Raw genomic sequence first — 13,891 nt, forward strand, 5'->3', positions numbered from 1 at the left:
CATGGAATCTATTGCATGGATGGCCTGGACGCTGCCGACCGCGATCTTCTTCGCAGGGCTGGCCTGCACGCTCGCGGTGATGACGTGGCTCGCCGCGGTCTACCCGGAGGCCGAGCGCGTCGGCGTGCTCAGTATTCCGACCACGCGCGGCGATCGCTTGTTCATCTCGCTGATCGCCGCGGCCGTCATCCATCTCGCGTGGATCGGCCTCGTCGGCACCGAGCCGATCGCCACGCTGCCGATCGGAGAGGAGGGGTTTGAAATCTCGAGCCTGTGGCTCGCAAGTGGAATTTCGCTGGCCACGGCCGTGCTCATTTTTCGCACGGTCTGAAGCTCGCGAAGGGACGGCCAGATCCGGGGGGCAACCCGGGCCTGTATAAAAGTTTGTCGCTGCAACGGAGGAACAACATGCGACAGTTTAGGAGAAGGAAAGGTCCATTGATCAAGAACAGTTTTCTGACCATGTCCAGCGCCGCCGCGATTGTCGCGGTGTCGTTCGCCGTCTCGGCGCCGGTTCGCGCCGCCGACGACGCCGTGATCCAGAAGTGGATCGCGGAATTCCAGCCCTCGACGCTGTCGAAGGAAGACCAGAAGAAGGAGCTGGAGTGGTTCGCCAAGGCGGCCGAGCCCTTCAAGGGTATGGAGATCAACGTCGTCTCCGAGACCATCACCACTCACGAATATGAATCGCAGACGCTGGCCAAGGCGTTCTCCGAGATCACCGGCATCAAGCTCAAGCACGACCTCATCCAGGAAGGTGACGTCGTCGAGAAGCTGCAGACGCAGATGCAGTCGGGCAAGAACGTCTATGACGGCTGGATCAACGACAGCGACCTGATCGGCACGCATTTCCGCTACGGCCAGACCGTGGTGCTGTCGGATTACATGACCGGCGAGGGCAAGGACGTCACCGATCCTATGCTCGACGTCAACGACTTCATCGGCAAGTCTTTCACGACGGCTCCGGATGGCAAGCTCTACCAGCTGCCCGACCAGCAGTTCGCCAACCTCTATTGGTTCCGCTACGACTGGTTCACCAATCCGGACTACAAGGCCAAGTTCAAGGCCAAGTACGGCTATGAGCTCGGCGTGCCCGTGAACTGGTCCGCCTATGAGGACATCGCCGAGTTCTTCACCAACGACATCAAGGAGATCAACGGCGTCAAGGTCTACGGCCATATGGACTATGGCAAGAAGGACCCCTCGCTCGGATGGCGTTTCACCGACGCCTGGCTGTCGATGGCCGGCAACGGTGACAAGGGCATTCCGAACGGCCTGCCGGTCGACGAATGGGGCATCCGCATGGAAGGCTGCCGCCCGGTCGGCTCATCGGTGGAACGTGGTGGCGACACCAACGGTCCGGCCGCGGTCTACTCGATCACCAAATATCTCGAGTGGCTGAAGAAGTATGCGCCGCCGCAGGCGCAGGGTATGACCTTCTCTGAAGCCGGCCCCGTTCCGGCGCAGGGCAATATCGCCCAGCAGATGTTCTGGTACACCGCCTTCACCGCCGACATGGTGAAGCCGGGCATCGCCGTGATGAACGCGGACGGTACGCCGAAATGGCGTATGGCTCCCTCGCCCCACGGCGCGTACTGGAAGGAAGGCATGAAGCTCGGCTACCAGGACGCCGGCTCCGCGACGCTGCTGAAGTCGACGCCGCCGGACCGCCGCAAGGCAGCCTGGCTCTATCTCCAGTTCATCGTCTCCAAGTCGGTGAGCTTGAAGAAGAGCCATGTCGGTCTCACCTTCATCCGTGAATCCGACATCTGGGACAAGTCGTTCACCGAACGTGCGCCGAAGCTCGGCGGGCTGATCGAGTTCTACCGCTCGCCCGCCCGCGTGCAGTGGACCCCGACCGGCAACAACGTGCCCGACTATCCGAAGCTTGCGCAGCTGTGGTGGCAGAACATCGGCGATGCGTCGTCCGGTGCGAAGACGCCGCAGCAGGCGATGGACGCTCTCGCGGCGGCCCAGGACTCCGTGATGGAGCGCCTGGAGAAGTCCGGCGTGCAGGGCGCCTGCGGTCCGAAGCTGCACAAGAAGGAATCGGCCGAGTACTGGTTCGCCAAGGCCGAGAAGGACGGCACCATCGCCCCGCAGCGCAAGCTCGCCAACGAGAAGCCGAAGGGCGAGACCGTCGACTACGACACGCTGATCAAGTCGTGGCCGGCCACTCCCCCGAAGCGCGCGGAAGCGAAGTAAGGCAAGATCTCACAACGACGAAAGGCCGGGAGCGATCCCGGCCTTTCTCTTTCTTGCCTCTCCCCGCTTGCGGGGAGAGGCCGACACGCGAAGCGTGGCGGGTGAGGGGGACTCTCCGCGAGTCGAACTGCTACCGTCCTTGCGGAGACTCCCCTCACCCCAACCCTCTCCCCGCAAGTGTTCAGACCGGGGACATAGTGGACGGGTGTTCGGAGACATCGTGGACACTTTCGGTCGTTCCGTCGAGAGGCCGGATGTCGACGGTTGCGATGAGCTGGGTTCTGAAGACGACGTCGAAGACGCCGTCTTGTGTGGTTGGCCGGAACGCGACTGCTTTGCCGCGGAAGGCCTTGGGGACTTTGAGGTTGCGGCCGAGGAAGCTGACGTGCCCGCCCTGTTGGACGCGGCGCACGGCGTCGCCTGGTGCGTATTCGAAGGGTGCGACGGTCTCGACATAGTCGCGCGGGCTCGGCTGATAGCGGCTGGCCGGCACGGCGAGCTCGAGCGCTTCGTGCGGCCGTTGCGTGTTGTAGACCGTGCGCCATCGCTCGAAAGCACGCTGGGCGGCGGCAATATCGGTGAAGGAAGGAGCCGACAACACTTCGGCCTTGAGGCTACGGTGGAAGCGTTCGTCCTTGCCCATGGTCTGCGGATGATAGGGCCGCGAATGGCTGATCTTGATGCCATGCTCGATCAGCCAAACCCCGAGCGGGGTGAATGGGCTGCCCGGACCGTCGCCCCAGGGCGAGCCGTTGTCGGTGATCAGTCTCTCGGGCAGGCCGTAACGGCGGAAAGCCGCGATGAGATGCTGCCTGACCGTCTCGGTCTGCTCGTCGGCGCACGCCGCCAGTGCCACCGAAAAGCGCGAGTGATCGTCGAGCACGGTCAGCGGATGAAGCCGGCCGACATGCAAGGCCACGTGGCCCTTGAAGTCCATCTGCCACAACTCGTTCGGCCGCGACCGCTCGAAACGGGTGAAGGCGGGCGAACCGCCGCCGAACTTGCCCAGTTCCATCCCATGTCGCTTCAAGATCGCCGTGACCGTCGAAGGCGCCGGAACGGCGTCCCGCCCCAGATCCTTCAGTCGCCTGGCGATCTTGCGCCCACCCCAAGCCGGATGCTCGGCTCGCACCGAGAGCACGGCATCCTCGATCGCCGCAACACTGCGCGCCGGCGAACGCTGCGGTCGACGCGACTGCTCCTGAAGCCCATTGATCCCGGCCGATTGCCATCGCTCCAGCCACTTGTAGCCGGTCGTCGGGCTGATGCCGAACCGACGACACAATTGCCGAACATTGGCTCCTTCCTCCGAGGCCAACATCACAAACTCCAATCTCGCGTCCATCCGAGATACCTCGCGGAACGGCATCCGACAGCCTCCTTGATTCGCTGCCGAAAGTGTCCACGATGTCTCCGAACACCCGTCCACTATGTCCCCGGTCCGAACAGCAAGCGGGGAGAGGGAGAAGGAGTCTACTCCGCCGGCTCGGCCGCCAGCGTCGGGTAATCCGTATATCCCTTCGCGCCGCCGCCGTAGAAGGTGTTCTTGTCCCAGTCGTTCAGCGCTGCGCCCTGCTTCAGCCGCTCGACCAGGTCGGGGTTGGAGATGAACGGCTTGCCGAACGCGATGAGATCGGCCGCGTTCGCGTCCAGCACCTTGGTCGCGAGATCGAAATCGTAGCCGTTGTTGGCGACGTAGGCGCCGGAGAAACGCTTGCGCAAGGACGCATAGTCGAACGGGGCAATGTCGCGCGGGCCGCCGGTGGCGCCCTCGACGACGTGGAGATAGACGAGCTTGAGCGCGCTGAGGCCGTCGACGATGTGGTCGAACAAGGCTTGCGGATTGGAGTCGGAGAGGTCGTTGGCCGGCGTCACCGGCGAGATGCGGATGCCGGTGCGATCGCTGCCGGCCTCAGTGGCAACAGCCTTGGCGACGTCCAGCATCAGCCGCGCGCGGTTCTCTATCGAGCCGCCATAGGCATCAGTGCGCTTGTTGGCGCCGTCTCTGGCGAACTGGTCGAGCAGATAACCGTTGGCGCCGTGGATCTCGACGCCGTCGAAGCCGGCTTCCAGCGCGTTCTTCGTCGCGCGCTTGAAGTCGTCGATAATGCCTGGAATTTCGGAGAGCTCGAGCGCGCGCGGCTCAGAGACGTCGGCGAAGCCGCCGTTGACGAAAGTCTTGCCCTTGGCGCGGATCGCGCTTGGCGCCACCGGAGCTGCGCCATTCGCCTGGAGGTCGACATGCGAGATGCGGCCGACATGCCAGAGCTGGATGAAGATCTTGCCACCGCGCTCATGGACGCGGTCGGTGACCTTGCGCCAGCCGGCGACCTGGTCCTTGGAGTAGATGCCGGGCGTGTCCTGGTAGCCCTGGCCCTGTTGCGAGACCTGGCTCGCCTCGGTGACCAGAAGTCCTGCGGAGGCGCGTTGGCCGTAATAGTCGGCGGCGAGTGCGCCGGGCACGAACGTGCCTGATACGGCGCGGTTGCGCGTCAGCGGCGCCATGACGAGGCGGTTGGCTAACGTGATCGGGCCGAGCTTGTAGGTCTCAAACAATTTGGTCGAACGGCTCATGGGAAATGTTTCCACGCGGTGAGAGGTCACGAACACTTGTGCATCGCGACATCAGGCGCAAGGGATGAGCCATACGGAAAGTGCAGGCGAGCTACGCGGCAGCGCCCGCGTAGCATAATTCATGTGCAATCCCGGCTGAGAGAGCGGATTTCCGCTGCCGGCCGCCGTGCGATTTGGCGAGTCAGTTCAGGCCCATGAAATCGCGCTTGCCGATCTCGACACCGTTGTGACGCAAAATGCCGTGGGCGGTCGCGCAGTGGAAATAGAAGTTCGGCAGCGAGAACGAGCTCAGGAATTGCTGGCCCTTCATGGTGATGGATTTGTCGGGGCCGGCCGGGAAGGTGACGTCCTTGAAGTCGGCGCCTTCGAACTGCTCGGGCTTGAACGACTTCACGTAGTCGATCGTCTTCGCCAGCCGCTGCTTCAATTCCGCGAAGCTGGTCTCCGTGTCCGATGTCGACGGCACGTCGCTGTGGGTCAGCCGGGCGCAGCCCTTGGTGGCGAAATCGCTGACGAGCTGGATCTGCTTCGACAGCGGCAGCATGTCCGGGAAGAGGCGGGAGCCGAGCAACACGCTCGGGTCGATCTTTTTCGCTGCGCAATGCGCCTCGGCCTTGGTGAGCAGGCCGGTCAGGCTGTTCAGCATTTGCAAATAGGCGGGAACGACGGCGTCGTAGAAGGACATGTGATGCTCGCTTCGAAGAGGGGAAAATCTCAGGAGAAAACCTGAGTTACTCACATGGGAACGTCATGGAAAAATGCAATCGCGAAAAGCGGCTTGTGCGGTGCGAAAATTCTACGCTTGCTGGTTTAGTCCGACGTTGCTGGTTTGCGGTGCTATCGGCGCCCGCACCCTCACTGGCTTGACCGGGCGATCCAGTACGCCGAGACCGCAGTGATAGAACCGATGGGCCGCGGCGTACCGGATGCCCCGGTCAAGCCGGGGCATGACAGCGCGTAACCTGGCTACCGCACGGTCGCCTGAGGTTGCGCCTGCGCCGTGCTGCCGCGCATGCGGGCGAGCAGCTCGGCCGTCGGCCAGGAATCCGCCGGCAGGCCGTACTTGATCTGCATCGCCTTCACCGCAGTGCGGCTCTGCTGGCCGAGCACGCCGTCGATCTTGCCGACGTTGAAGCCGGCCTGGACCAGAAGCTGTTGCAATTGCTTGAGCTCATTGAACGGCAATTGCGCGACCGGCGCGGCAGGCTTACGCATCGGCGGCGCGCCCGCGATGCGGGTGGCGAGATAGCCTGCCGTGGTCGAATAGATCAGCGAGTTGTTCCACTCCGTGTAGGCCGCGAAATTCGCGTATGCCATGAAGGCAGGACCGGTCCGCCCCATCGGCAGCAGCACGGAGGCCGGCAGGTTGTCGTTCGGCAGCGGTCGTCCGTCGGGATAGGTCACGCCCAACTGCGCCCATGTCGAGCGTGGCTCCCGCACCGTGAGGTCGGTCTTCTCCCACGGCAGGTTTGACGGCACCTTGATCTCTTCCAGCCACGGCTCGCCGCGCCGCCACTTCAATCCGTTTGCGATGTAGTTCGCGGTCGAGCCGATCACGTCGGCCCCCGAGTGCAACAGGTCGCGCCGCCCGTCGCCGTCATAATCGACGGCGTAGTTGACGTAATGCACGGGCAGGAATTGCGTCTGCCCGAGCTCGCCGGCCCAGGAGCCGATCATCTCGTCGTGATGCAGATCGCCGCGGTCGATGATCTTCAGCGCGGCGATGGTCTCGCCCACGAACATCTCGGAGCGCCGGCAATCATAGGCGAGCGACACCAGTGATTTCAGCGTCGGCAGGTTGCCCATGTTGGCGCCGAAGTCGCTCTCGAGGCCCCAGAATGCGGCGATCACGGCCGGCGGTACGCCATATTCCTTCTCGGCGCGCGCGAACGCGGCAGCGTATTGCTTGATGTGCTGCTGTCCGTTCTGCATGCGATAGGGCGCGGCCATGCGTCCGGCAAATTCGGTGAAGAGCTGGCCGAATACGCGCTGACCGCGATCGCGGTTGACGATGCCCTGGTCGTAGACGAGATACGGTGAGGCCTCCGCGATCGTCCGCTGCGAGACGCCGGCGGCCACCGCCTGTTGCTTCACATCGGCGAGGAAGCGATCGAAGCTCGCACCATTGTGGCACGACGCCGCGCGCGGCGAGGGGGCCTTCGGCACTGCGGGCTTGGCAGGAGGCGGAAGCGTTTGGGCCGAGGCGGTGGCGGAGCATGCGAGAAGTGCGACGGCCGCGATCGAAAGTCGGGTCTGGACCATGGGAGTTCCGGCGGGGAAGGGCAGGCGTGGATTCGGCCGAAGTTTAGGCGAAGCGGCCGCCCCAGACCATCCCCACCCTGCACCTGATCTCGAGGACGAGAGGTCGCCCGCCTTGGTGCGCAGGGGCATGTATTCAGAAATCAAGCGCTTGGCTCGGTTGGATCAATCCCGCCGAATCGGGGTTGACCTGTTGAAACCGTTACGGAAAGGCTCGTCCTATGGCCGAGTTGCCTCCGGCGTCGACGCAACGAGCACCGGCCGTGCGAGCCGCATCCTCGCCCATGCTCACGGCCGGCGGCATCGTCCTAGCCATCGGAGCCCTCTATCTCGGCCGGGAAATCTTCGTTCCTTTTGCTCTTGCGATCCTGCTGAGCTTCGTTCTCACGCCCTTGGTCAATTGGCTGAGACGTTGGAAAGTGCCCCGCATTGCAGCGGTGCTAATTGCGGTTTCCATTGCCTTCATCGTCGTCGCAGGGATCGCCTTGGTCGTTGGGCGCCAACTGGTCCAGCTCGCCAGCAACCTTCCCAATTATCAGACCACCATCACCGAGAAGATCCGCTCGTTGCAAAGCTCCGCGCCGGGCGGTGGGGTCGTCGACGCCGTCACCACGACGATGCAGGATCTCGGCAGAGAGATCTCGGGAGATGAGAAAAAGTCGGCGGCTGCGTCCTCCCGGCTTGGCACCGGTGGTGAGAGTCGGGAGCCTGTCACCGTGCGGGTGGAGCCGCCACAGCCGAGACCGCTGGAGCTCATTCGCTCGGTCATAGGTCCATTGCTGGCGCCGCTTGCGACTTCCGGGCTGGTCGTCATTTTCGTGATCTTCGTGCTGCTCGAGCGCGAAGACCTGCGCGACCGATTCATTAAGTTAGCCGGAGCCGGTGACCTTCAGAAGAGTACTCAGGCCATCAACGATGCTGCCTCGCGGGTCAGCCGCTATTTGCTGATGCAGCTTGTTGTCAATCTGACTTACGGCGTGCCGATCGGGGTTGCACTGTACTTTGTTGGCGTACCCAACGCGATTCTTTGGGGCTTGCTCGCAGCGGTACTCCGATTCATTCCCTACCTCGGCCCTTTTCTGGCTGCTATATTTCCCGTTGCCTTGGCCATCGCCGTCGATCCAGGCTGGACGATGCTGTTCTGGGTCGTCGGTTTGTTCGTTACGGCTGAACTCGTCAGCAACAATGTTATCGAGCCTTGGCTCTACGGCTCCAGCACCGGGCTGTCATCCCTTGCAATCATCATCGCCGCGATCTTCTGGACGATGCTGTGGGGACCCGTCGGGCTATTTCTGGCGACACCTTTGACCGTCTGCCTCGTCGTCATGGGGCGCTACGTCCCGCAGTTGGAGTTCTTGGGCGTTCTGCTTGGCAGCGACCCTGTGCTCGCGCCGGAGGAGCAACTCTACCAGCGGCTATTGGCTGGCAACCTGGAGGAGGCGGTCGAGTTCGCCGAGAACTATGTCGACGAGTGTTCCTCGCGCGAGCTGTACGATAACGTGGGAATTCCGGCGCTGCGCTTGGCGGAGAATGATCGTCAGCGCAGCAGCATCGACACCAACTACCGGCGTCTCGTTGCGGATACGGCTATCTCGGTTGTGCGGGAGGTTGACGACCATATCCGCGAGAAAGCGACTGCAGTGGAAGAGGGAAATCACGCCGCGCAGCGACCGTGCGTCCTCTGTCTCGCAGGACGCACGGAGCTCGATCATGCAGCGGCGGAGATGCTCGCGCAGGTGCTTGAGGAGCGCAACATCGGCGCCAAGGTCTTGCCGCCGATCGTGGTCAGTCGGGGAGCATTGGAGCAACTTGATCTCCAGGGGGTCGACGTGGTGTGCCTGTCCTACTTTCACCCGCAGCCGCAGGTCTACGCCCGCTATGTCTTTCGTCGCCTGCGCCGTCGGGCTCCCCAGGTGAAGCTTGCCGCCTGCTGCTGGAATTTGATCGCCGGAACGGAACAGACGGGAGAGCTCAAGACCCAGATGGCGGCCGACGCGGCATTCGCCTCTCTCCAAGCATGCATCGAGCAGGTTGAAGCATGGGTCGGTCGCGCGGCCGCTCTCGGCGATACGCCCCAGCTCACGGCCGACGCCGAACGTGCGCAGCTCGCCGCGCTGCGCGGGCTTGGCTTGGACGCCTCGAAACGCCAGGACCTGGATGAGGCGTCCAGAAAGGTCGCGCAGGCATTCAACGTTCCGATCGCGCTGGTGACATTGGTCGATAATATTCAGCCAACCGCCGCTGAAAGCCGCGCCCAAGAAGCTCAAGCAGGTCTGCCGAGCAATCACGAGGGCTCCCTCGACGCGCATGTGATCGCTGCAGGCGATATGCTGGTTTCGGAGGATGTGACCGAAGACCCGCGCTTCGCCGACGATCCGCATGTGCTGGAGAGAGGCATTCGCTTCTACGCGGGAGTCCCGCTACGGACTTCATCCGGTCATGTTGTAGGCTGCCTTTGTGTAATCGATACTCAGCCCCGGGAGTTCACCGACCGAGATCGTTATCGTCTGCAGGAGATGGCGAAGCAATTGATGCTCGATATCCAGAGCACCCAAGGGACTACAGGCGTCGTTTCGGATAACTTGAGAGAGGTGCATTCCGCCCCCTAGCGGAGAGGAAGCCGGCATTGGCGCTACGAGTACGTGGCGCTAGCCGAACAGCCGCATCAGCAGCGCCTTACCGACCGGGAGCGCCCTGACGCACCGATAGCCGCGAACATATTCGCCGGCATAAAGCGCTCTGATCGCATGCACCCGCGTATCCATGCCTTCCTCGAACCGCACGGCAAATCCATCCGCGGTCCGTCGCACCACGATGGCCGCGATCGAAAGGCCATAGATGCGGCCACCGATCGGCGTGCGCGAGGTGACGAGGCGGGAATTTAGCACGGCCTCGACGCCCAATGTTCCCAGATCGCGCGCAGCGGTAGCCAACCGAGCACGGCGGTGATGGCAAGTCCGATGGCGATCTTGGCGCCGCAGATACGACCGGCGGCGCTCTGGTTCCGGCGCGGTCTGCCCATCGGATTGGCGGCCGCCCTCGTCATGGGCGAACAGCTGATCCTGCAGCGCCTCCTGCAAACCCTTCGCGCCAGCTTTGCTCTCGTCAGAGGAGGGAGTGGATGTGGGGTCCACGGAAGCGGCGCGTGAGCGGTCCATCATGACGGTCACCTTGCTGACGAGATGCCAATGGAACCGGTCAATGCACAAGAACCGTGCGACGCGCCCGGTTACCGCGGATTAGGCCAACCCTGCGCTTTCCAGGTTGCCAAGTGTCAAAGTGTGTTTTTGCGTAAATCCCCGTCAAGGTTTAGCGGCAGGAGAAAGGCTGGCCGCACCGCCGGATCTGCGGCCCGGCGACGCACGAACCTTGCGGTCGTGGGCGGCATTCATACTTCGTGGGGAGCCGGCCAGAGGCGCGCCCGCGGCCGGCTCCAGGAGACGGCCATGAACTATGTTCGTACCGCGATGCTGCTTGCAGGCCTGACTGCCCTTTTCATGGGTGTCGGCTATCTGATCGGTGGCGCCTCCGGCGCGATGATCGCGCTCGTCATTGCCGCCGCGACCAATCTCTTCACCTACTGGAACTCCGACCGCATGGTGCTCTCGATGTATGGTGCCCATGAGGTCGACCGTTCAACCGCGCCGGAGCTGGTCGGCCTCGTCGCCGAGCTTGCGGGCCGCGCCGGCTTGCCGATGCCGCGCGTGTTCCTGATGGACGAGATGCAGCCCAATGCGTTCGCGACCGGCCGCAATCCTGAGAACGCCGCCGTCGCCGTCACCACCGGTCTTGTGCACCAGCTCAGCCGCGAGGAGCTCGCCGGCGTGATCGCGCACGAGCTCGCGCACATCAAGCATCACGACACGCTGCTGATGACTGTTACCGCGACCATTGCCGGCGCGATCTCGATGCTCGCGCAGTTCGGCATGTTCTTCGGCGGCCATCGCGAGAACAACAGCGGTCCGGGCATCGTCGGCTCGATCCTCTTGATGATCCTCGCCCCGCTCGGTGCCATGCTGGTGCAGATGGCGATCAGCCGCACCCGCGAATATGCCGCGGACAATCTCGGTGCGCGCATCGTCGGACAGCCGATGTGGCTGGCCTCCGCGTTGGTGAAGATCGAGGGCGCCGCCCACCAGGTGCCGAACTACGAGGCGGAGCGGAATCCCGCGACTGCGCACATGTTCATCATCAATCCGCTGTCGGGCCATGGTGTGGACAATCTGTTCGCCACCCATCCTTCGACCCAGAACCGCATCGCCGCCCTCCAGCAACTCGCGGCCGAGCTCGGCACGCGGTCGGCGCCGTCGGTCGGCGCCAACGAGAACTACCCGCCGCGCGGTCCCTGGGGCCGCTCGTCCTCGCGTCGCCCCTCACGCGGACCTTGGGGCTAACGGAACCGGTGAGGATTTGCGTCCAGCTTTGTGACCTGGCGCACATAGGGTCGTCCCCGCCGGTGTTAACACTTCGGCGTGACCATTCCTTCGAAAGGGGATGCGTGGCCGGCGCTCTGCCCGCCACCGTCGAAGATGACCAGAGCTGCCGTACCATTGCTGATCGTCCTTTGCGTGCTCGTCGGCCTGTCCACGCACCTGGTCGTCAATTGCGGCGACGAGGACGATCCCGACATCTGCTCGGCCGTGATCGGCTTCTCGCCGCTCCGCGGCTCGCTGATCGCCTTCGCCTATGAGGGGCGCGGGCGGATCGCGCTGCGCCACGGCGACTTCAAGCGTGCGATTGCCGACTTCGACGAGGCCATCCATCTCAATCCCAACCGCGCCTCGCTCTATCGCGACCGGGCGCTGGCGCGCCGGCAGAACGGCGACCTCGAGCTTGCGATTGCAGATTACAACGAGGCGATCGCGCATGATCCCAAGCTCGCCGCACCCTATCACCAGCGCGGTCTCGCGCTTGCCGCCATGGGCGATCTCGATCGCGCCATCCTGAGCTACAACACGGCGGTACGCCTCGACCCCTCCGATGCGCAGGCCCGTCTCGATCGCGGTCTCGCGTTCCTCGCCCGCGGCCAGGCCGACGACGCCCGCGCCGATTTCGAGGCCGCACTGGCGCTGCCTGCCGGCAAGGACAGCCGCGCGCGAGAGGCCGCGCGCGCCAAGCTGGCCGAGCTTGCCAGCGCCGAGCCCGCCCGGTAGCGGTGAGTTTCTCTTCCTTTCCCCGCGAGCGGCAGGCGATCGCATATGGTGTCGGCGCTTGGGCCGCTGAAGTTTCCACGTCGTTATGCCCGGGCTTGTCCCGGCCATCCACGCCTTTCCTCGCGGCACGAGGAACGTGGATGCCCGGGACAAGCCCGGGCATGACGACCTTCTAGATCCGCATATGCGATCGCTCTGCCACAAACGGGAGAGATGAAGGCACTTCGCCTTACTTCGCCTTCTTTGCCTTGGCTTTCTTCGCCTTCGCAGCCTTCTTCGCCGGCTTCTCCTTCGCCGTCTTCTCCGCCTTCACCGCAACCGGCGTGCTGGCGGCCAGACGCATTGATCGCGCGTAGCTGTCGGCGACGTTGTCGGCGGACATCTGCAGGCGCTTGGCGGCGGCGGTGGCCTGCTCCATGGTGGCCTTGGCCATCATCTTGAAGCGCTCGCCGGTCTCCTTACCCTTGGCCTTGGCCGCAAGGCCGTTGAAGCGATCCCGCCGCTCCTTGGCGCGGGTCATCAGGCCCGTATGCAGCTGTCTGGCCAGTTGCCGGATCACGACATCCAGGTCGGCGTCCGCCATGTTCTCTTATCCCCTTCGAAAAACGATATCGATGCGGCGGGACTATGCAGATCGGGCCCCGCCTTGGCAATTGGTGGACGCCCGTCATCCGCAGCTTCCGGCCATCAAAACAAAAAAGCCGCGCATTTTGCGCGGCTCTTGTGTGTTGTGGCGGTGTTTCCGCCTCACTTCAGCGAGGCCACCGGGCCGTTCGGCGCCGCTGGCTCGGGATCGAAGCCGAACACGCCGACCAGGTATTTGTAATAGTCCGGCATCTTCTCCTTGAGTGCCTCGCGCGACTTCGGATCGTGGAATTCGCTCTTTCCCGCCAGGAAGATGCTGGCGGTCACGGCGAAGAACTCCATGGGGTTCTTCATCGCATAGGAGTCCTTGGGCAACAGGTCCTTGGACTTGGCCAGGGCATAATAGGCGATCAGGCCCTTGTTGGCGTAGCCGTCCGGCAGCAGCCGCGCGTGATAGGCGTGCAGGAGCTCGTGCAGCAGCACCGCCTCCTTTTCGTAGCGCATCATGTCCGGCCGCAGCATGATCACGCCGAGCCCCGAATCGACCGCGAGGTCGACGGCGTTCGGATTGGTCCAGCGCTGCTTGTCGTGGTCCCACACCGTCAGCGACCGCGGCACGCGGCGCTCGACGTTGGGAGCTACGCGGCCGTAGCAGGCGGTTGCGGCGCCTTCGTCGAGGCAGGCGAGCTCGCTCGCGATGATCGGCACGGTGCGGAAGAAGCGCAGCACGCGCGGCGACAGGCCGGCTGCTTCGACGGTGTCGATCTGCTGCTTCAGATTGTCGGTGAGCTTGTCGACGTCCTTGCGATCGGAGTTCTCCGACAGGTCGAACATGTAGCCGCGGTAGCTCTGGAAGCCCGGCGGCAGCGACTGCGCCGCCTCGGCATCGAGCGATCCGGCATGGGATAGATTGGCGAAAAGCGCGCCGACAATGGTTGCGGTCAGCAGCAACGCAATGCGCATGATGAACCCCCTGATCTCACTTCACCCGGCACAATAGGCTGCCGTTGTTTGCGAAAAGTGAGTGCGGCGAGACTAAGGCACCGATGTTGAGGCGTGCTTAATCCTTGGTTGCAGATCGCGAAGGCGGATTAGGATCGGGTTAACCAAGCGTG

Annotated in this window: 12 protein-coding genes; 5 read left to right on the forward strand and 7 right to left on the reverse strand. The window is 63.6% G+C overall.

Annotated features, from left to right (window positions below; all coding sequences use genetic code 11):
- The first annotated feature begins 1 nt into the window (after position 1).
- Positions 2-331 carry a DUF2160 domain-containing protein gene (locus P6U29_RS09560; RefSeq protein ID WP_407117364.1) on the forward strand — a complete coding sequence of 110 codons (330 nt, stop codon included), beginning with the start codon at positions 2-4 and terminating at the stop codon, positions 329-331.
- A gap of 131 nt (positions 332-462) precedes the next feature.
- Entirely contained in the window at positions 463-2,205 is a 1,743-nt protein-coding gene (locus P6U29_RS09565) for an ABC transporter substrate-binding protein (protein WP_407119282.1), read from the forward strand.
- Positions 2,206-2,386: 181 nt separating this feature from the next.
- Here P6U29_RS09565 and P6U29_RS09570 read toward each other — a convergent pair whose 3' ends face one another.
- The 4 genes from P6U29_RS09570 to P6U29_RS09585 form a co-directional block, all read right to left on the reverse strand.
- Entirely contained in the window at positions 2,387-3,574 is a 1,188-nt protein-coding gene (locus P6U29_RS09570) for an IS481 family transposase (protein WP_407112701.1), read from the reverse strand.
- A 104-nt stretch (positions 3,575-3,678) separates the two neighbouring features.
- Complete coding sequence (locus P6U29_RS09575) at positions 3,679-4,779, reverse strand: alkene reductase (protein ID WP_407117365.1); 1,101 nt, start codon at positions 4,777-4,779, stop codon at positions 3,679-3,681.
- Between the two features lie 181 nt (positions 4,780-4,960).
- On the reverse strand, positions 4,961-5,464 hold the full coding sequence (locus P6U29_RS09580; RefSeq protein WP_407117366.1) for a DUF1993 family protein: 504 nt from the start codon (positions 5,462-5,464) through the stop codon (positions 4,961-4,963).
- A 281-nt stretch (positions 5,465-5,745) separates the two neighbouring features.
- Positions 5,746-7,041: a lytic murein transglycosylase gene (locus tag P6U29_RS09585; RefSeq protein WP_407117367.1), complete on the reverse strand. Its 1,296-nt coding sequence runs from the start codon at positions 7,039-7,041 to the stop codon at positions 5,746-5,748.
- A 218-nt stretch (positions 7,042-7,259) separates the two neighbouring features.
- Here P6U29_RS09585 and P6U29_RS09590 point away from each other — a divergent pair, with 218 nt between their 5' ends.
- Positions 7,260-9,647 carry an AI-2E family transporter gene (locus P6U29_RS09590; protein ID WP_407117368.1) on the forward strand — a complete coding sequence of 796 codons (2,388 nt, stop codon included), beginning with the start codon at positions 7,260-7,262 and terminating at the stop codon, positions 9,645-9,647.
- A gap of 39 nt (positions 9,648-9,686) precedes the next feature.
- On the opposite strand, the gene P6U29_RS09595 is transcribed toward P6U29_RS09590, so the two are convergent.
- Positions 9,687-10,199 (reverse strand): hypothetical protein, encoded by a 513-nt coding sequence (locus P6U29_RS09595; protein ID WP_407117369.1) that lies wholly within the window; start codon positions 10,197-10,199, stop codon positions 9,687-9,689.
- Positions 10,200-10,484: 285 nt separating this feature from the next.
- Here P6U29_RS09595 and htpX point away from each other — a divergent pair, with 285 nt between their 5' ends.
- Both htpX and P6U29_RS09605 read left to right on the forward strand, forming a co-directional pair.
- Positions 10,485-11,432 carry a zinc metalloprotease HtpX gene (gene htpX, locus P6U29_RS09600; protein WP_407117370.1) on the forward strand — a complete coding sequence of 316 codons (948 nt, stop codon included), beginning with the start codon at positions 10,485-10,487 and terminating at the stop codon, positions 11,430-11,432.
- A gap of 135 nt (positions 11,433-11,567) precedes the next feature.
- A complete protein-coding gene (locus tag P6U29_RS09605; protein WP_407117371.1) occupies positions 11,568-12,191 on the forward strand; it encodes a tetratricopeptide repeat protein in 624 nt (207 codons plus the stop codon).
- 229 nt (positions 12,192-12,420) lie between these two features.
- Here the strand turns inward: P6U29_RS09605 and P6U29_RS09610 are convergent, their stop codons facing one another.
- Both P6U29_RS09610 and P6U29_RS09615 read right to left on the reverse strand, forming a co-directional pair.
- A complete protein-coding gene (locus P6U29_RS09610) occupies positions 12,421-12,774 on the reverse strand; it encodes a hypothetical protein (protein WP_407117372.1) in 354 nt (117 codons plus the stop codon).
- A 164-nt stretch (positions 12,775-12,938) separates the two neighbouring features.
- Entirely contained in the window at positions 12,939-13,739 is an 801-nt protein-coding gene (locus tag P6U29_RS09615; protein WP_407117373.1) for a hypothetical protein, read from the reverse strand.
- Positions 13,740-13,891 lie beyond the last annotated feature (152 nt).

This window comes from Bradyrhizobium sp. LMG 9283, from assembly GCF_045571415.1.
Taxonomy (GTDB): domain Bacteria; phylum Pseudomonadota; class Alphaproteobacteria; order Rhizobiales; family Xanthobacteraceae; genus Bradyrhizobium.

Bases quoted from the DNA above. Each gene is read 5' to 3' on its own strand.
- P6U29_RS09615 (WP_407117373.1), bottom strand. From the start codon at position 13,739: ATGCGCATTGCGTTGCTGCTGACCGCAACCATTGTCGGCGCGCTTTTC.
- P6U29_RS09580 (WP_407117366.1), bottom strand. From the start codon at position 5,464: ATGTCCTTCTACGACGCCGTCGTTCCCGCCTATTTGCAAATGCTGAAC.
- P6U29_RS09610 (WP_407117372.1), bottom strand. From the start codon at position 12,774: ATGGCGGACGCCGACCTGGATGTCGTGATCCGGCAACTGGCCAGACAG.
- P6U29_RS09590 (WP_407117368.1), top strand. From the start codon at position 7,260: ATGGCCGAGTTGCCTCCGGCGTCGACGCAACGAGCACCGGCCGTGCGA.
- P6U29_RS09565 (WP_407119282.1), top strand. From the start codon at position 463: ATGTCCAGCGCCGCCGCGATTGTCGCGGTGTCGTTCGCCGTCTCGGCG.
- P6U29_RS09595 (WP_407117369.1), bottom strand. From the start codon at position 10,199: ATGATGGACCGCTCACGCGCCGCTTCCGTGGACCCCACATCCACTCCC.
- P6U29_RS09560 (WP_407117364.1), top strand. From the start codon at position 2: ATGGAATCTATTGCATGGATGGCCTGGACGCTGCCGACCGCGATCTTC.
- htpX (WP_407117370.1), top strand. From the start codon at position 10,485: ATGAACTATGTTCGTACCGCGATGCTGCTTGCAGGCCTGACTGCCCTT.
- P6U29_RS09605 (WP_407117371.1), top strand. From the start codon at position 11,568: ATGACCAGAGCTGCCGTACCATTGCTGATCGTCCTTTGCGTGCTCGTC.
- P6U29_RS09585 (WP_407117367.1), bottom strand. From the start codon at position 7,041: ATGGTCCAGACCCGACTTTCGATCGCGGCCGTCGCACTTCTCGCATGC.
- P6U29_RS09575 (WP_407117365.1), bottom strand. From the start codon at position 4,779: ATGAGCCGTTCGACCAAATTGTTTGAGACCTACAAGCTCGGCCCGATC.
- P6U29_RS09570 (WP_407112701.1), bottom strand. From the start codon at position 3,574: ATGCCGTTCCGCGAGGTATCTCGGATGGACGCGAGATTGGAGTTTGTG.